The organism is Thermoleptolyngbya sichuanensis A183 (assembly GCF_013177315.1).
GTDB classification, from domain to species: domain Bacteria; phylum Cyanobacteriota; class Cyanobacteriia; order Elainellales; family Elainellaceae; genus Thermoleptolyngbya; species Thermoleptolyngbya sichuanensis.
In genome coordinates this window covers 1,727,423-1,743,874 of the sequence record NZ_CP053661.1, presented here as the reverse complement: position 1 = coordinate 1,743,874, position 16,452 = coordinate 1,727,423, and the positions used below count along the sequence as shown (strand labels likewise).

The following is a 16,452-nucleotide window of genomic DNA, read 5'->3' as shown; positions in this document are numbered from 1 at the left end:
AGAACCGCTACGAGCAGAACCGCCTGGGCAGAACGCAATCAGCCAACGCTATTGCACCCGAATGCGCGACAGAATCGCCCCGCGATAGTAATGCGTCACGATGTCTCGATAGCTGGAGCCTTGGGAGGCCATGCCAAACGCACCATACTGGCTCATGCCAATGCCATGCCCAAAGCCCCGCCCCGTCACCTGGAAGCTAAGGGGAGCCGCTGCGCCCTGAGCGCTGGCCACCTGACCTGCTTGGGGTTGAATTGTAAACAGGGTGCTGCGGAGATTCAGCGCCTGTCGCATCTGATCGCCCGTTAGCTCTCTGCTGCCTGAGTCCCCCACCACGCGCACCCGCCGCAACCGCTGATTGGGCGAAGCCTGAACCAGTTCAAACCGGAGGATATTGCCCACGCCCGTAATGCGCTGCCGCATCTGCTCAGCCGTAAAGGTTTCCGTCCACTGGAACACGGGAGCCGCTTGGTCATAGTCGGGCACGCCGCGTAGGTAGGGCAGCGGACTGACCCACACGTCCTCGGAGTTTTCCGTATGGCCGCCAGAGGAGGAGTGATAAACCGCGTTTATAAGTTGTCCGTTATAGGTTAGCACTTGCCCACGGGTTGCCCGCACAGCAGCGATTGTGCTGCTGGCTTCTTTTTCTGCGCCGCCATAGGCCTGCCAGCGTGTGGTGTTGCCTAGGTCGAAGACGGTGTTGCCACTAGTCTGCCGCTGATAGAGGGCATAGGTGCGGGCAGCAACGGCCTGGGCCTTCAGGGCTTCTAGATGCCAGCTTGCGGGCATTTCGCTGCCTACCACACTGTAGAGGTATTCCTCCAGGTCAACATAATTTACAGCGGTTAGCCCAGAGGAGGTAGGCACTACCAGCACTCGCCCGCGATAGTAGCGACCGCGCGTGTTGTCGTTGGGGTTGTCGATGTAGACAAATCCGCCGTTTTGCGGCTCTAGCCAGACGGCGCTGAGTTGCCAGTCGTTGATTTTTAGTCCTGCGGTGTCGGGCGTGGCAATAAGCGACGTTCCCTGGGGGAGTTGCCCCAGCACCCGCCCGGAGCCATCTTTGAGAACAGAGGCGGTGTTGCTGCCAATTTGCACGGCGGGCACGTCGCGCTCGATCGACACGCGCAGGTCAAGCTCGGCGCGTGCAGGGGCGATCGCCACTAGCCACAGCACTGCCGTCAGCCACCAGGAGCGTTTGCCCAGTTTGAAACCCAGCTTGACGAGGGCTTGCAAAAAGCCTGTGTATTTCAGCGTTTGAATCACAACAACCTCACACCGACAGAGACAGATTGTTCAGGACCAAGAACAAAATTGAAGACAGATGGGACTGGTTTTTCGGGGATTACAGGCGAAACAATCGAAAAATTCGCAGCAAAACCGTCGCTACGATTCTTTACAGAAGGGTATCACGGAATGTTGGGTTGAATGCAGGGTGAGGGCGATCGCCCCCGTTCTCTGTAATCACCCCCAGTTACATAGCTTTGCTCAGAGACCTGCAATCCCTGGAAATCAACGCTTTGCAGGGCAAGGCACACGTAAACCCCACTTTGTAAAGTTTCGATGAATCTCCCAAAATGTAGTCTTCCTTCTTTAGACCGCGTAATCTGCCTAATTAGTTCCAGCCAGAAAACCGCAGCTAGAGCGTTTATGATGCTTGGGTGCTGTTTTTGCAGATTTGCTGTTTAGAAAGGATTTTGAGGCATCTTTATGAACGCTAAATCTAGTCACACCTCTACTAACAAACCGGCGTTGACATCCAAATTGGCGTGCGGGTTAGCGGCCTTGGCGATGGGGCTGACGAGTGTGGGCATCGCGCATCCTGCTCTGGCGCAGGTCAGCGTGGCCCGCCCGCAGGTGGCGCAGGCACCCCCCCTCAGTGGGAGCTGGCGGCTCGTGTCGATGGCTGGGATTGAGCCGGGAGTGCCGTCGCAAGATGTGCGGCTGACGGCGGAGTTTGTGGGCGATCGCCTGTCTGGGTTTGGCGGCTGCAATCAGTTCACCGGCCGCTATCAAACTATAGGGAGCCAATTGAGCATTAGTCCTCTAGCCTCAACCCAACGCGCCTGCGAGAGCTTTTTGATGGATCAAGAGTTTCGCTATCTGACGGCGTTGCAGGGCGCTCAGCGCTATGAAATTGATCCCCAGGGAATCTTGATCGTTTCATATCAAAACGAGCGTGAATCGGGAGAATTGCGCTTTGCGCCGATCGCCGTTCGGGGTCTGTGGTAGAACCAGTTCGCGTGATGAAGGATTGGGGCTTGAGGGCTTTGACGCTCCATCACGCGGTTTTTTGACAAATGACTCCACTTCCTCCAACCCCACGATTTTGAAGCTATGGTTTTTCGCTGGGATGGGTCAGATTGACTGAGGATGGGCGCTTTGTGGGGGCATTGGACGGCGCGGCTGGTGGCGGCGCGGTCGGGGGGGTGGATGCGGTGGGCGGTTGGGCGATCGCCCCGTACATAAACAGTTCCACCAGTGCTTCAATAAAACTCTCTCGACTCGGCCATAAATTATTAAATTCACTGGTAAATTCTAGGACTGCGTAGCCCAGTAGCATACTGTTAAGAAGACTAGCCAATTTTTCAGTTGGCAGACAGGTTTGTAGCTGCTCATGCTCCATGATTGTTGCGAGGTATTGTGCCGTGTAGCGATTGGCCTGGAGCAACCCCCGTCCCAGCGCGCGTCGGTTTTCATCAGGATAGTGCCCTGCTTCACCAATGAGCGATCGCACAAATTCCTGAATTTGTTCTAGCGCCTGTAGGTGAACATTGGCATAATCTTTGATGGCTTGCGAAGCGCTGCCCATTTGGGTCGATTGTTGGCCTAAGGCCATGCCCAAACGGCTCAGGGCCTCTTTGTCTTGCATCACCGCCAGCAGCAGTCCATGTTTATTGCCAAAGTGACGAAACAGCGTCACTTCATTGACACCAGCCTGCTCAGCAATTTGCCGCGTCGTGGTTTCTGCTACGCCTTGCGTCATGAATAAATCCACAGCAACCTGAATCAGGCGTTGGCGGTTGGAGGTGCGTCGATCCGACATAGACAAATGCAAGTGAAACTTGCACAGAAAGGTTGACTACTGCTAAGCTCAGGATGTAAGTAGCACTTGCATTACCCCTACTGTAGCGACAACTTTACCAAAAAGGCAGGATGCACCCCAGCGAGCTAGTTAAAAAGCCATCGGTACTTTTTGTTCAGGACATCTTTTAACCTCCTGCTTGACCGACTTTTTTCTTCTGGAACCTGTTTATTAGCTAAATATTGCGATCGCCCAGTAGGCCTGCAAGCCTCATCACTAAGGATGATCTATGTCATTGATTTCATTTAGCCCCACGCTCAAGGGTATCAAACTACCCCCGTTGAGTTGGGGACACGTCTTTTTCTTTGGGGTGTACCACATTCTTGCGCTCACTGCCCCATTCCACTTCTCCTGGGCAGCCCTGGGGGTCATGCTGTTTTTGCACTGGCTCACCGCCAGCATTGGCATCTGTTTGGGCTATCATCGCCTGCTGACGCACCGCAGCTTTCAGGTTCCCAAATGGCTGGAATACATCCTGGGCACCATCGGTGCTCTCGCTGTAGAAGGCGGCCCTATCTTCTGGGTTGCGAGCCACCGCCTGCACCATGCCCACACCGAAGAGGAAGAAAAAGACCCCTACGCCGCCAGCCTGGGCTTTTGGTGGAGCCACCTGCTGTGGATGATCTTCCCCCGCGAAGAATTCTTTAACAAAGAAGCCTATCGCCGCTTTGCCCCAGACATGGCGCGTGATCCCTATTACCAGTTCCTCGATCGCTACTTCCTGTTCTTGCAAATCCCTCTGGCAGCCGTGCTGTATGCCCTCGGCGGCTGGCAGTTTGTGCTGTACGGCATCTTTGTCAGGACGGTTTTGGTGTGGCACAGCACTTGGTTCATCAACTCTGCCACCCATATGTTCGGCTATCGCAACTTTGACTCCGACGACAACTCTCGTAATCTCTGGTGGGCTGCCCTTTTTGCCTATGGCGAAGGCTGGCACAATAACCACCACACTTACCCCAACATGGCCAAGGCAGGTCTGCGCTGGTGGGAAATCGACATGACTTGGTGGGCAATCCAGGTGCTTCGCGCGACAGGACTGGCCAAGAAGGTGGTGATGCCGCCTTCCCAGGCGATCGCCAAGATCAGCCCTTCTACTTGAGCCACCTTTGGGCTCCGCAGCGCTCTCTAGCAATGCAAGGAGTCCCCTTAAGAGGACTTTAAATGCATAAGCCGCTGTCAGAGTTTTCCCCTCGGCGGCGGCTTACGCAATAAAAGGCAGCATCCTCAGCGCAAGAATAGATTTGTGCTAATACTTACAATTGATTGTCTTTAAGGTTAAATACTTCGTCATTTTTGCGTGAAGTTCAAATTAAGTCCGTTCCGCTTTTTGTAAAGCAAGTGATGGAGGAAGCTCCAAGTCATTCTCTACTAAAATGACCGTAAAATGCCCGCTGGAATGTTTAGCTCCCTGCAAGCAAATCGCAGCGATATGCAGCCAGACGATAGGTTCAGAAAGCTGGCATTTTGCCGCCATGATTGAAAGGCTGAGGGTGCCAGATCCTCTTCAGCCAGCACTTGCAGACCGCGAATATGTCAGGACTTACGCACTTGCGATAAGCTCTTTGGGTTTTGGACAATTTCTCGCGGGCTGCGCCCGCGAGAAATTGTCCAACTGCGTAAGTCCTATATGTATTCTTTGAAACGAAAATTGAAGGATTTTCGCCAAATTGGCACTACAAACTTAAGAACATCTTAAAAGGCAGCGCAATTTGGAAATCTGCGAGTAATCTTATGGACAAGATACCTCCTAACTGCGTCTCCAGCCTCGCCCGCCTCCCTCTAGGCATTGATGGGTGAGGCTGATCTTTTTGGAAACCTAACGATATTTTTTGTTTTGTTGACGATTCCTGACAATCATTGTTAGGGTATGTTTGAACAGCTCTAGATGCATCAGCCTAATTCGAGGTCTGACAATTGCGGTGGTTTGCTAAGCTAGCCCCTTGAGATCCTTGTCTCGAGCAGGGGCTGCCTTTGGGGACGTTACTCTGTCCCGGCAGCGTTCATGTTTAGCAGTGCGCGATGTGCGCGATCGCCCCTTTGTGCAGCACACCAGAAGCGGAGGAACCATCCTTTGGGGCGTATCTTTCGTGCGGTAGAAGGCAGCTTTTCGATCTGCCGCGTATAGTGAAACTGGTTCTGTCTAGGTTTCATGACATTGCTCTACCGTACTCAACGAGGGGCACCTCTCAGCCCTAGCCCGTCAGCTAACTCCGTCGGCTTTGGGAGGAGACTGAAGCAAAGTTATTCAGTGTCCTCAGAACTGATAGAGCCTCCAGCTTGCACACTCTGCCTGCTGGATCGTTGCATGTGGCGTTTTTCTGAGGAGGCTACAAGTGGTTATAGGCGGATATAGAAGTTGGTAATTGGCAACGTCTCTCCTGGAGATTTTCTTCTCAGGATTCTCTGGTTGAGATGGAGTCCTTTGAGTGATTTCAAACAAGTTGGCTGGGGCAAGTCGCTTCATAGAAATGGGGCGGGTTCGCGCTGAACCTTTTGCGAGTTCTGAGCAGAACCTATGTTTCTAGGCCACTTGGCCGAGAAGGCTGCCGCCTGTGCGGAGGGTTCACCTCTGGTCTGGTGATAGCGATTGATGCTCCGATGGGCGATCGCCACGAGGGTCAGCAGTCTTGTTCTGACAGATTTAGGGAGTTGTATCTTCAAAATTCTGTCTTGTAAGTCTGGACAATGAAGCCAGAGTGCCGCTTGTAGGAGGGTTGTCTCCAAAGGGGCGCTGTATCAAGAGCGCTGGTTAAGCAGAAGCCGACTGCATTTCCTGCGCTGGCTTCTTTAGCAATTGAGTTGCTCGATCTCTGCCGCGTTCCCAGTTTTAGCGGGTTTGGCTTTTTTAGCTTTGTTTTGAAGTTCTGTCGGTCTATTGTTTTCTGACGAGGTGAGTATTGTGAAGATTAAGTCGATGCTGATGCGTCTGCAAAATGCCCTGGGGCAGCCTGAGTTGGTGGAGCAAATGCTGCTGGCATCTGGCAAGACGACGCTGGATACCGCAGAAACCCAGTCAGATGAGACGGTGAATCTGGTCATTGGCTACAACGGATCGCCCAATAGCCAGGTGGCACTGGATTTAACGCTGTGGATTGCTCACCAAACCCGGTTGGCAACGCAGAAGCAGGTCATGGTGCATGTGGTGTACGTGGTCGATCGGCTGCTTAATGGGCAATCGCCCCAACCTTCTCAGAAATCGCAAAGAGCGCGATCGCGCCAAACAGCAACGCTAGAACGACAGACCGAGCGCGTGGGCAACACCCTGACCTTGCCTCGACTGACTCCGGCAGAATCGTTCGTCCCGCTCAGTACGCATATCCACTACCACGCCAACCCAGCTTGCTTGACCGATTGCTACATCAACCCTGCCGAACCACCAGCGCAAAATCTGCTGGAACAGGCGGACTGTATCCTCTGGCAGGCTCGCTGTCTGGCCGAAGAGTGGCGCGGCTCTCTGGAAGCACACCTCCGGTTTGGCGCAACGGATGCCGAACTCCATCAAGTTGCCCAAGAAGTGGGCGCGGGCCTGATGGTGCTGGGCTGTAGCACCAAAGCTCATCCACTGGTCAACAAGCTCAGAGCCAACACACACTGCCCAATTTTAGGTATCCCAGAGCAGTTGGCGGGGGTTCGTCCGGTGGAGCGCGGATAGGCCAGGTGAATTGGGCTAGATCAGGCTGAACAGGGTGCAGTTGGGAAAGGCTTATTTGTCCCGTCTGTGCCCATTGCTTTATGTCCGCTTCTGTACAAACGGCTTTTGCTATGGGGACAACCTAGGGCTCTTGCGCCTGCGATCGCAGCACATTCCCCACACCCAACCGTCCTGGGGGCTTGATATAGTGAAGAGCGAGTGAGCCAAGTTGCAAAGGGCAGAGTGCAGGGCAAGCAAAATGTCCGGTGCCACCTAAAAACCTGCCACCTAAAAACCTGCCACCTAAAAGTTGAGGCTGATTTCGCGCTGCCCTGACCGAGCGAAATCAAAATCCAGTGAACACAGATCCAGTGAACGCAGATCCAGTAAATCCAGTAAATACAGATCCAGTAAATACAGATCCAGTAAATACAGATCCAGCGAACACCTGATAAAGCGAGCGCAATAGACGTTTTGGTTATGCATCCCCCTGTTGACCCCGTTATTTTTGAATTTGGCCCGTTTGCGCTGCGCTGGTATGGGCTACTGATGGCGATCGCTGTGATTGTGGGGGCAACCGTCGCCAGTCGCGAAATAGAGCGGCGGGGGCGTTCCTCTGACGACTTCTGGGACATGCTGATTTGGGTGCTGGTGCCAGGGTTTCTGGGGGCGAGGCTCTACTACGTCTTTATCCAGTCGCCGCGCGATCGACTAGGAGACTACCTTTCAGACCCGCTTTCCATCTTTCGCGTATGGGAAGGCGGCATCCATATTTTTGGCGGGTTTATCTTTGGGGCGATCGCCCTCTGGCTCTATACCCGCGTCCGCAAACTTCCTACACTGGTTTTCCTAGATGCGATCGCGCTGGGGTTGCCACTGGCCCAGGCGATCGGTCGCTGGGGCAATTTCATTAACCAGGAGCTATACGGGCCGCCCACCAATCTGCCGTGGGGCCTCGCTATTGACTACAGCACCGATCCCGCGAAAAACCGCCGCATCCCCCCGTATGACAATATAATCCTGTATCCTGAAAGCACACGATTTCACCCACTCTTTCTCTACGAGTCGCTGTGGAACCTGGCCGGCTTTGTCCTGTTGCTATGGATTTCCCGTCGGTTTGCACGCCAGCTTCGTCCAGGCGATTTGCTGTTGATCTATCTCATTTGGTATCCATTAGGGCGCTTTTTCATCGAGTTCTTGCGAACCGACTCATGGTTCTTTCCAGGCACACCCTTCAACACGGTACATTTGCTGAGTGCCGTTGCTTTGATTATCGCCAGCATTTTGCTCTATCGGCGACATCAATCAGCCCCCTCCCAGTCTTAAACTTTTGAGATTGACTTGATACTGACTATCGACACTGCTGGTTTATCAGTCTCCAGAGCAAATTCATGCGGTTCAAGATTGCTAACCAGTGCATAAATTCACCCGATCAGGTTCAGTCAAAATAAGGAGGTCAGATTCTGTGGACAAGGGTACGCTGACATATAGATAAGAGAGAACGCTCATGGACTCCTACTTGGATTTACTGGTTCAGGAGATTGTTCAGGCAGCACAGCCCGAAGAAACGCCTGCAAAACCGAAAAAGCAGCCGAATCCACCCACAGATGAGCTTCCTGCCGAGTCTCACCTCGACCTGTTGCTACAAGATATTCGCAACATTGCAGATTCTTCATCTGACCCATAGCTCTTGACCCATAGCTTTGGCACAGGGGGCAGAGACTGGGATTTGTCGTGCGTCTGTTGTATTGAGGCGATGTATTCAGGCTAGGTGACGCAACTTCTGCTGCTAGTTGGAGCGCCGTTTGGGTCAGGAATGATTTGGGCTGAAAATCGTTTGAACGGCACGAAACTTAAGCAGAGTTCTCGCTTGCTTTGCAAAAGTTGTCCAGTTTTTTGACTCTCAGGACTCACGTAATGGGTGGGTTCTCGCGAGTTGCGCCTCAACAAGGTTTCTGGAATGCAGGCATTCTTCGCCAGCGCGTCAGTCCTAACGTGATGCTAGTTCCTTCAGCAGTCGATCAGCAGTCAGTCCCCTCCAAAAAGAAATCCCCCAAAACTCAATCGCGTGAGCCTGGGGGAATGTTGAATCAGGGTGCATCTACCACTCCATTGTTCTTAGGCTGGGGGGGAGTATCCGGAGGGTTTTGCAAAATTCGGAAATTTTTTTGCTGATCATGCTTCAGAATTCTGCACCCCTGACCTAGCAAGGACTTCAGGCATGGCTCCAAGCGACGTAGGGCAGCTTTGCTGCTGTGGCTTTAATCTGCTCTGTCTGTGCCACCAGTTGTCCCGTTGCGTCCCAACTGCCAGAGAGAAACATCTGACGCGGCCCCTCACCCATCTGCACCGGAATTGATACGTCGCCGCAGGTCGCAGTCATGCTGTCCAGGTTGACCGTCACGGTCGCCTGGGGATGGGCGGCGATCGCCCCTTGCAGCGCCTTCACGTCGTCGCCAGTCGCCGTGACGCAGGGAATCCCCATTGCTACGCAGTTGCCAAAAAAGATTTCCGCAAAGCTCTCGCCCACCAGCGCCTTGATGCCCCACTTGGCGATCGCCTGGGGTGCGTGTTCTCTCGAAGAGCCGCAGCCAAAGTTGCGATTCACCACCAGCACCTCTGCGCCCTGATATTGTGGCTGGTCAAACGGATGCTGTCCCTGCAACTGAGCGCGATCATCCTCGAAGGCATGGGCCCCCAGCCCGTCGAACGTAACGCACTTGAGAAACCGCGCTGGAATGATGCGATCGGTGTCGATGTCGTCGCCGACCAGAGGAATGCCGCGACCCGAAACTGCTTGAACTTGACTCATGGTGTTCACCTCAACTAAAAACAACAAAACTCAAAAACCGACTCGCCTATGATGGATGTCTAATGAATGTCTCGATAAATTGAATGTCTCGATAAATTGCCCCTTTCACCCGCGAGTTTAGCCCGCGAAGGCTCATGGTTCTGAATGCGCCGCGCCCGACCCAATCGCTCAAGGTCACCTGGGAAGCGCTCCCCGATGACTATCGCCTGCCCGATGATCCTGTGGAAAATATTCAACAACCGCTGCTGGCCGCTGCCCTCACCGATGCTCTGGGCGAGGCGGGACTGATTCAGCCGGAAATGCTGATTGCCTCGAACTTTGGGCTAGTGGCGACTGTGAACCAAAAGGTCGTGGTGAAAGCTCCCGACTGGCTATACGTGCCCCGTGTGTTGCCCTGGACGGGTGAAGGCGTGCGCCGCAGCTATACTCCCATCCTCCAGGGCGATCCGGTGGCGATCGTGATGGAGTTTTTGTCGGATGAGGAACTGGGCGAGTATTCCATTCGCCCCACATTTCCCTACGGCAAACTGTTCTTCTATGAGCAAATCCTCCAGGTTCCCACCTACGCTACGTTTGATCCCTATAGCCAAATGCTAGAGGTACGGCAACTCAGAGACGGAGCATACCAACTTCAGGAGCCAAGTGCCGAGGGGCGCTTCTGGATTCCTGAGCTATCACTGTTTTTGGGCGTTTGGTATGTCCCCCGGCTGGGTTCTACGATCCACTGGCTGCGCTGGTGGGATTCGGACGGCAATCTGTTGCTGTGGAGCTTTGAGAAAGCCGAGCTAGAACGCCAGCGGGCAGAGCAAGAAGCTCAACGGGCTGAGGCAGAAAAACAGCGAGCTGAGGCAGAAAAACAGCGGGCCGATGCAGCCGAGGCAGAACTAGCCAGACTGCGATCGCGCCTCAACCCACCCCACCCCTAACGCCCAATCCCTACTTCACCTCCTTGATCATGCCGGCTTTGATAAACCAAGTGAACAGCCCATCGGGAAGCAGCTTTCGCAGCGTTAGCAGGAAGGACGCATTGCCCCCCGCCGGGTAGCGCAGGCGAGAACTGCCATCGGTGGCGGCGGTGTAAATCACCTGGGCGGTGACTTCGGGCGGAGAGGCCGTATCGCCCACGTTTTCGAGCTGGGGCAGGACGCTGGCGACGAAGGGATCGTAAGCCGTTAGCCCTTCCTGCTTTGCCACAACGAGCGATCGCGAGAAAAAGTCCGTCTTGATTGGCCCCGGCTCGATGATTTTGACCCGGATATTGAACGGCTCTAGCTCATAGCGCAGCGAATCCGAAAACCCTTCCACCGCCCACTTGCTGGCGTGATAGAGGCTGTAGATGGGCAGCGCCATTTGCCCTGCAATCGAGGCGACGTTGACAATTACACCGGATCGCCGCTCCCGAAAATGTGGCAGCACGGCGCGAGTCATGTCCATTAGCCCAAACACATTCACCGCGAACTGTTGCTGGATTTGCTCTGGGGTGCAGGCTTCAAAGGGGCCAATTAGCCCGTAGCCTGCGTTGTTCACCAGCACGTCGATCTGCCCAAAGTGGGACAGCGTGGTGGCGATCGCCCCCGCAATCGATGCCTGACTCGTCACATCCAGCGGCGGACAAATCACGCGATCCAGCGCCGCCAGGTCAGAGCCAGCGGGCGATCGCATTGTAGCCGCCACATTCCAGCCCTGCCGCTGAAACAACTTCGCCGTTGCGTAGCCGATGCCCGTCGAGGCACCCGTGATCAACACCGTCTTTGGCACGTTTGTTACTCCTGTAGGGCTGCTTGCAGCATATCTGCTAACTCGTCTTTATTCAGCGCTCCTTGCGCCACGCGAATCACGAGGTGGTACGCCTCATCGTCGGTGAAGCCAAGCAGAACTCCATTCAGCCGCAAAAACGCATCCATCGCCGCGAAGGCAGTGCGCTTGTTGCCGTCGATGAACGGGTGATTCATTGCCAGATGATACAGGTAGGCAGCGGCTTGTTGGGCGATCGTGGCGTGCAAAAACTCGCCGCCGAAGGTCGCCTGGGGCTGTGCCAGAGCCGATTCCAGCAATCCCTGATCGCGCACGCCAGGGCTGCCACCAAAGCTATCGATCTGGTCAGCATGAATGACCAGCACGTCGGCAATTGAGAGAAATTCAGGAGTTTGCAAGGCGGCGATAAACCTCCTCCCGCTCTCGCTTGGACGCGAGATAGGCTTCCCAAACTTTGGGATTGACCCCTTCCGGTAGTTCGTTTTGCTTGAGCGATCGCACGAACTCAAGCACCGTTTCCACCATTGAGTCAGGCAGCGTCTCGACCTCTTGCACCAGCTTTTCGCGATTGGTCATCTCAGACTCCTACAGTTCAGACTCCTACAAGAGCGTGCGAACGTCTGTTACGTGACCCGTCACCGCCGCCGCCGCCACCATCGCCGGACTCATCAGCAGCGTCCGTCCAGAGGAAGATCCCTGCCGACCCTTGAAGTTACGGTTCGAGGAGGAAGCGCTGATTTGCCGGCCTACTAGCTTGTCGGGGTTCATGGCCAGGCACATCGAGCAGCCCGCATTGCGCCATTCAAAGCCCGCCGCTTCAAAGATTTTGTCCAGCCCTTCGGCTTCAGCTTCTTGTTTCACCCGTTCGGAACCGGGCACCACAAAGGCTTTGATGCCCTCCGCTACATGGCGACCCTTGGCGACTTTCGCCGCTTCCCGCAGGTCGCTGATGCGGCCGTTGGTGCAACTGCCGATGAAACACACGTCTACCTTAGTGCCCGCAATCGGTGTGCCAGGAGCCAGATCCATGTAGGTGTAGGCTTCCTGGGCGATCGCCCGGTCTTCTTCCGGCAGCGAATCAGCCGTGGGCACGACCTCACTCACGCCAATGCCCTGACCCGGCGTGATGCCCCAGGTAATCGTCGGCTCAATCTCTGCCGCATCGAACACCACCACATCGTCGTATTCTGCATCGGCATCGCTGCGGAGGCTCGTCCACCAGGCCACGGCCTTCTCCCACTCGTCGCCTTTGGGCGAAAAGTCGCGCCCCTTTAGATACTCAAACGTCGTTGCGTCGGGGTTCACATAGCCGCAGCGCGCGCCGCCCTCGATGGACATATTGCAGACGGTCATGCGCTCTTCCATGCTCATCTGCTCGAAGGTGGTGCCTGCAAACTCGTAGGCATAGCCCACGCCACCCTTCACACCCAGCTTGCAAATAATGTGCAGAATCACATCTTTCGCATAGACCCCTGGTTTTAGCGTGCCGTTCACCTCGACTTTGCGGACTTTTAGCTTTGCCAGCGCCAGGGTTTGCGAGGCCAGCACGTCGCGAACTTGGCTCGTGCCAATGCCAAAGGCGATCGCCCCAAACGCGCCATGCGTCGAGGTGTGGCTGTCTCCACAGGCGATCGTCATCCCCGGCTGGGTCAGGCCCTGCTCCGGCGCAATCACATGCACAATGCCCTGGCCGCCAGAGCCGATGTTGTAGAAGCGGATGCCGTTGTCTTTGGCGTTGCGCTCTAGCTCCAGCATCATTTCTTCTGCCAGGGGATCGACAAAAGGACGCGTCTGGTTTTCTGTCGGCACGATGTGATCCACCGTCGCCACTGTGCGCTCAGGAAACAGCACCTTTAGCCCCCGCTCTCGCAGCATGGCAAACGCTTGCGGGCTAGTCACTTCGTGGATCAGATGCAGCCCGATAAAGAGCTGCGTCTGTCCTGAGGGCAGCGTCCCCACCGTATGCAAGTCCCAAACTTTGTCGAATAACGTTCCTCGGCTCATGGCTGTGTTTTCTGTGGTTAATGTTCTCCCTGATTACACAATAGACAAGTCAAATACTCTCGTCCAATATATTTTTCTATACATATCGAGATCTAAAAAGTATCAGAGATTGATCTTAGGACTTACGCACCTGACTGCCTGACACATCTTTTTATGCGGACTGCCCGGGTGTCGGCTGGCAGCACAAGGATTGAATTCTAGAAAACCAAATGCGGTCATAATAGTGGGCTTCAGCTTTTTTAGAGGCAAAACAGGGTTCAGGGTCAACGGTAAATAGGGCAATCAGCTGAAGCAGTGTTCGCCCTTTATTGACGGCACCCTTGAGCCAGCGCAAACCTATGTTGAGATAGCTAATCCCTCGCCTCCAGTGCGGGTCAACCTGGCAGCGTAGCCCATCGAGTTGCACCGCCATGCCCTGGGTCGTGCCATCAAGGATAGCGATCGCCGCGACCAGATAGAGGCGTTCGAGAGCCGGAGCGGAGCGGATGCCGGAAGCTTCTAACTCAAAGACACCAGATTTAGAATCGAGGAAAAGCTCCTCGACTCGAAAGCGGAGAGCATATTGCCACAGGGTATTGAGGGAGGGAGACTCATCAGTGATGACCGCCCAGGGTTCCTCGACGCCTTTGACATGAGCCAGCACCAAATTGCAGCGCCAGCGCCCCTCGCTCCAGATTCCCACCCCTTCATAGAGTCGAGCTTCACCTTTGGGAGGCCACAGATAGCCTACCTTAACAGGATGACGGCGCGGACCCTGCACCACTACGTCACTGGGCAAGCGTAAACAATAGTGCCAGCGACTTTGGCTTAGCCACTCCAGCAGGTCATGGTTAGCAAACCCGCGGTCGGCTAACATAGGCCCTGAGGGAGACGGAGTCAACAGTCAACCGTGAAAAGGTACTGAGTAAATTGATGCACAGACTCTAAACGCAGCAAACCATAAGCCAGCCCGAGGTTGGCTACATTGCATTAAATGTTTCATTCCTAAATACGTTCCATTTGTTGAACTGTCATGTGTCTTTTAGCGTAACTTGAACCCTAGAATTACTGCACTCACCTCCTGCACTCGTCGTCACTTCAGCAGCGCTTTGAACTAGCATCGCCGCTAGCGGCGACTTCTTCCGCTGGAGCGCCGCCAGATAGCGGTCTTCGTCATAGGGCACTCGGTCTTGCCAGCAGCGCCAGAGAATCCGTCCCCACTTATACGCCAGAGCGCGAATCGCTTTGGGATGACTTTTGCCGGATCGCCGCTGCTGCTGATAGAACGCATTGGCCCACGATGAGTGCCGCCGCGACTGGTCAGCCCACTCTACAAAGGACTGCCGCAAGAACTTTGGACAACTCCAGCGCCAATGCGTCCAACGTTTCTTGCCACTCTCCTCTTTGACGGGTGCAATGCCGATATAGCTCATAAACGCCTGGGCGCTGCCGAAGCGACTGCGGTCATCGCCAAACGCAATCAGTAGCCGGGGCGCAAGATGGGGTCCTGCTCCGGGTAAAGCATCGAAAAACGCCGCATCTGGCAAAGACTGAAACAATTGCTCAATCGTTTGATTTAACTCATCGAGTCGATGCAACAGCGCCTTGAGCTGAATCACCAGCGTTTGCACCAGCCATTGCATCGGTTCAACCATCCCTGGGTCTTCTGTCAGGGGGATGCCAGCGGTTTGGATTTGGTGAATGCGCCGCTCAATGGCGCTCCGGCGGATGACTCGATGAGACTGGAAGAACAGAGTCAATTCCTCAGCCGAAACCGCTTGGGCAGAGTGGAGGTCAGGGTATTGAGTGATAAAGTCACAAAACACTTGAGTATCTTTATCCTCAAACCACTCCAGCACTTGAGGATAAAAGTTCTTCAAAGCAGCGGTGATGCGATTGGTCAGTCGTACCTTCTCTCCCACCAGCATGCGGCGGGATTCACTCCACTGCCGCAACGCTCGCAGTTCACAAGATGCGGCTTGCCACGGGGGGATCTTGTCTGGGTGCTTGAGCAGCAGCTCAATCAAAATCTGGGCATCTACGGGGTCTGATTTTGCTCGTGAGGGCTGAAAGGCTCGTCGATAGTTAGAAACCGTGCGCGGATTGATGGGAAACAGCACTAGGTTGTCGTACTGGCACAGCGCGTAAATCAGGGGTCCTCGCTTTTGCTCCAGGCAGATGGCAATTGGGCTGTTGCCGTATCGCTGTTGCAAGGTCGCAACCCAGTTGGCAATCTCTTGCGGTTGAGCGCCAATCACGCTGTATTCTCGCTGTGCGCTCTCGGGGTCGTACAGACAGATGTCGTGTTTGCGATCTGACCAGTCAATGCCGATGTAGGCGACAAAGGTTCTTTCCATCAGCTAAGTTGGGGATAGTTTGTTGTCTGGAACTGGGCTGCCTGCTTCTGAGCGAAGAGATTATGGAAGGTGTCTGTCACCACTCCCTGAGAATTCGTTGAAGGAAGCTGGTCAAGGTTGAGGCGATGCAATATGTTAGTAGACATCGAGATGTCTGACGTTGGATGGTCGTCCTCAATCCCTAGCCCAGTTCCTTTTCCTATTACCATTTCTCTGGCTCTTAGTGAGCTGTATGAGAGGAGCGAAGCGATATGTTAGTAGACATCTGACTGTCGCTCAATGCATGGTCGTCTCCTCTCTGTTGCGGTTCTGTCTCCCCATAACCATCACATCGGGGTACGACTGCAACAGCCGATGGGCTAACCGCAGCATGGGGAGGTATCGCTTCGTGCTGACGGTGGCACTGGGATGCTCCAAAACCCGCCACAGCAGCGGCACCGCTCGTCCGCAACAGGTAACCGTCAGGTGAATCCTGCAGTAGCGATTCCACAACACCGTCGTATCGAGCGCCAGGTAAAGCCGCCGACCTTGCCAGCGATGGATGGCGGCTAGCACCAGCGGCACGTACAGACTTTTGACCCGCACCCGGCGATTGCCTAGGAAGCGCTGCCACCGGCGTTCGGTGCTTTGCGCCTGACGGGCCCGACTGGGCACATAGGCTTCCCACTGCGGCAGGCTCAACCGACCGCTGCACACCAGGGCCGTCACCATCCACGCCAGCGCTTTGAGGTGGCGCAGGTCGCGGGCATTACTGGATTGACGCAATAACGACAGCACTTGATCATAGAGGCAGGTGGTGGCTGGCATGATACAGACCCTGAGATGACGCAAA

General features: G+C 54.7%; 16 protein-coding genes and 1 riboswitch. Of the genes, 6 read left to right on the top strand and 10 right to left on the bottom strand.

Annotation, left to right across the window (positions count from 1 at the left end; all coding sequences use genetic code 11):
* Positions 1–48 precede the first annotated feature (48 nt).
* Positions 49–1,263: a SpoIID/LytB domain-containing protein gene (locus HPC62_RS07400; protein WP_225910619.1), complete on the bottom strand. Its 1,215-nt coding sequence runs from the start codon at positions 1,261–1,263 to the stop codon at positions 49–51.
* Between the two features lie 486 nt (positions 1,264–1,749).
* Here HPC62_RS07400 and HPC62_RS07395 point away from each other — a divergent pair, with 486 nt between their 5' ends.
* Entirely contained in the window at positions 1,750–2,229 is a 480-nt protein-coding gene (locus HPC62_RS07395; protein ID WP_172354462.1) for an META domain-containing protein, read from the top strand.
* 103 nt (positions 2,230–2,332) lie between these two features.
* Here the strand turns inward: HPC62_RS07395 and HPC62_RS07390 are convergent, their stop codons facing one another.
* Positions 2,333–3,043, bottom strand: a complete 711-nt coding sequence (locus tag HPC62_RS07390; protein WP_172354460.1) for a TetR/AcrR family transcriptional regulator — start codon at positions 3,041–3,043, stop codon at positions 2,333–2,335.
* 268 nt (positions 3,044–3,311) lie between these two features.
* On the opposite strand from HPC62_RS07390, the gene HPC62_RS07385 reads away from it, so the two are divergent.
* From HPC62_RS07385 to HPC62_RS07370, 4 genes are all read left to right on the top strand, one after another.
* Positions 3,312–4,181 (top strand): acyl-CoA desaturase, encoded by an 870-nt coding sequence (locus HPC62_RS07385; protein ID WP_172354458.1) that lies wholly within the window; start codon positions 3,312–3,314, stop codon positions 4,179–4,181.
* A 921-nt stretch (positions 4,182–5,102) separates the two neighbouring features.
* Positions 5,103–5,316: riboswitch (cyclic di-AMP (ydaO/yuaA leader) on the top strand.
* Positions 5,317–5,981: 665 nt separating this feature from the next.
* Positions 5,982–6,734: a universal stress protein gene (locus tag HPC62_RS07380; protein WP_225910618.1), complete on the top strand. Its 753-nt coding sequence runs from the start codon at positions 5,982–5,984 to the stop codon at positions 6,732–6,734.
* Positions 6,735–7,193: 459 nt separating this feature from the next.
* Positions 7,194–8,039 (top strand): prolipoprotein diacylglyceryl transferase, encoded by an 846-nt coding sequence (gene lgt / locus HPC62_RS07375; RefSeq protein ID WP_172354456.1) that lies wholly within the window; start codon positions 7,194–7,196, stop codon positions 8,037–8,039.
* A 181-nt stretch (positions 8,040–8,220) separates the two neighbouring features.
* On the top strand, positions 8,221–8,400 hold the full coding sequence (locus tag HPC62_RS07370) for a hypothetical protein (protein ID WP_172354454.1): 180 nt from the start codon (positions 8,221–8,223) through the stop codon (positions 8,398–8,400).
* Between the two features lie 528 nt (positions 8,401–8,928).
* Here HPC62_RS07370 and leuD read toward each other — a convergent pair.
* On the bottom strand, positions 8,929–9,525 hold the full coding sequence (gene leuD, locus HPC62_RS07365) for a 3-isopropylmalate dehydratase small subunit (protein WP_172354452.1): 597 nt from the start codon (positions 9,523–9,525) through the stop codon (positions 8,929–8,931).
* Between the two features lie 134 nt (positions 9,526–9,659).
* Here leuD and HPC62_RS07360 point away from each other — a divergent pair, with 134 nt between their 5' ends.
* Positions 9,660–10,451 carry a Uma2 family endonuclease gene (locus HPC62_RS07360; protein WP_172354450.1) on the top strand — a complete coding sequence of 264 codons (792 nt, stop codon included), beginning with the start codon at positions 9,660–9,662 and terminating at the stop codon, positions 10,449–10,451.
* A gap of 10 nt (positions 10,452–10,461) precedes the next feature.
* Here HPC62_RS07360 and HPC62_RS07355 read toward each other — a convergent pair whose 3' ends face one another.
* From HPC62_RS07355 to HPC62_RS23060, 7 genes are all read right to left on the bottom strand, one after another.
* Complete coding sequence (locus HPC62_RS07355; protein WP_172354448.1) at positions 10,462–11,283, bottom strand: SDR family oxidoreductase; 822 nt, start codon at positions 11,281–11,283, stop codon at positions 10,462–10,464.
* A 5-nt stretch (positions 11,284–11,288) separates the two neighbouring features.
* Entirely contained in the window at positions 11,289–11,678 is a 390-nt protein-coding gene (locus HPC62_RS07350; protein WP_172354446.1) for a type II toxin-antitoxin system death-on-curing family toxin, read from the bottom strand.
* A complete protein-coding gene (locus tag HPC62_RS07345; protein WP_172354444.1) occupies positions 11,665–11,856 on the bottom strand; it encodes a DUF2281 domain-containing protein in 192 nt (63 codons plus the stop codon). Before HPC62_RS07345 ends, HPC62_RS07350 begins: the two co-directional genes overlap by 14 nt.
* Before the next feature lie 24 nt (positions 11,857–11,880).
* Complete coding sequence (gene leuC / locus HPC62_RS07340) at positions 11,881–13,284, bottom strand: 3-isopropylmalate dehydratase large subunit (protein ID WP_172354442.1); 1,404 nt, start codon at positions 13,282–13,284, stop codon at positions 11,881–11,883.
* A 151-nt stretch (positions 13,285–13,435) separates the two neighbouring features.
* Positions 13,436–14,140 (bottom strand): transposase, encoded by a 705-nt coding sequence (locus tag HPC62_RS07335; protein ID WP_225906652.1) that lies wholly within the window; start codon positions 14,138–14,140, stop codon positions 13,436–13,438.
* A 154-nt stretch (positions 14,141–14,294) separates the two neighbouring features.
* On the bottom strand, positions 14,295–15,620 hold the full coding sequence (locus tag HPC62_RS07330) for an IS110 family RNA-guided transposase (RefSeq protein WP_225910617.1): 1,326 nt from the start codon (positions 15,618–15,620) through the stop codon (positions 14,295–14,297).
* Between the two features lie 276 nt (positions 15,621–15,896).
* Positions 15,897–16,427 (bottom strand): hypothetical protein, encoded by a 531-nt coding sequence (locus HPC62_RS23060; RefSeq protein WP_216655264.1) that lies wholly within the window; start codon positions 16,425–16,427, stop codon positions 15,897–15,899.
* Positions 16,428–16,452 lie beyond the last annotated feature (25 nt).

Coding starts and splice junctions, on each gene's coding strand:
- HPC62_RS07390 (WP_172354460.1), bottom strand. CDS start 3,043: ATGTCGGATCGACGCACCTCCAACCGCCAACGCCTGATTCAGGTTGCT.
- HPC62_RS07385 (WP_172354458.1), top strand. CDS start 3,312: ATGTCATTGATTTCATTTAGCCCCACGCTCAAGGGTATCAAACTACCC.
- lgt (WP_172354456.1), top strand. CDS start 7,194: ATGCATCCCCCTGTTGACCCCGTTATTTTTGAATTTGGCCCGTTTGCG.
- HPC62_RS07370 (WP_172354454.1), top strand. CDS start 8,221: ATGGACTCCTACTTGGATTTACTGGTTCAGGAGATTGTTCAGGCAGCA.
- leuD (WP_172354452.1), bottom strand. CDS start 9,525: ATGAGTCAAGTTCAAGCAGTTTCGGGTCGCGGCATTCCTCTGGTCGGC.
- HPC62_RS07360 (WP_172354450.1), top strand. CDS start 9,660: ATGGTTCTGAATGCGCCGCGCCCGACCCAATCGCTCAAGGTCACCTGG.
- HPC62_RS07345 (WP_172354444.1), bottom strand. CDS start 11,856: ATGACCAATCGCGAAAAGCTGGTGCAAGAGGTCGAGACGCTGCCTGAC.
- leuC (WP_172354442.1), bottom strand. CDS start 13,284: ATGAGCCGAGGAACGTTATTCGACAAAGTTTGGGACTTGCATACGGTG.
- HPC62_RS07335 (WP_225906652.1), bottom strand. CDS start 14,140: ATGTTAGCCGACCGCGGGTTTGCTAACCATGACCTGCTGGAGTGGCTA.
- HPC62_RS07330 (WP_225910617.1), bottom strand. CDS start 15,620: ATGGAAAGAACCTTTGTCGCCTACATCGGCATTGACTGGTCAGATCGC.
- HPC62_RS23060 (WP_216655264.1), bottom strand. CDS start 16,427: ATGCCAGCCACCACCTGCCTCTATGATCAAGTGCTGTCGTTATTGCGT.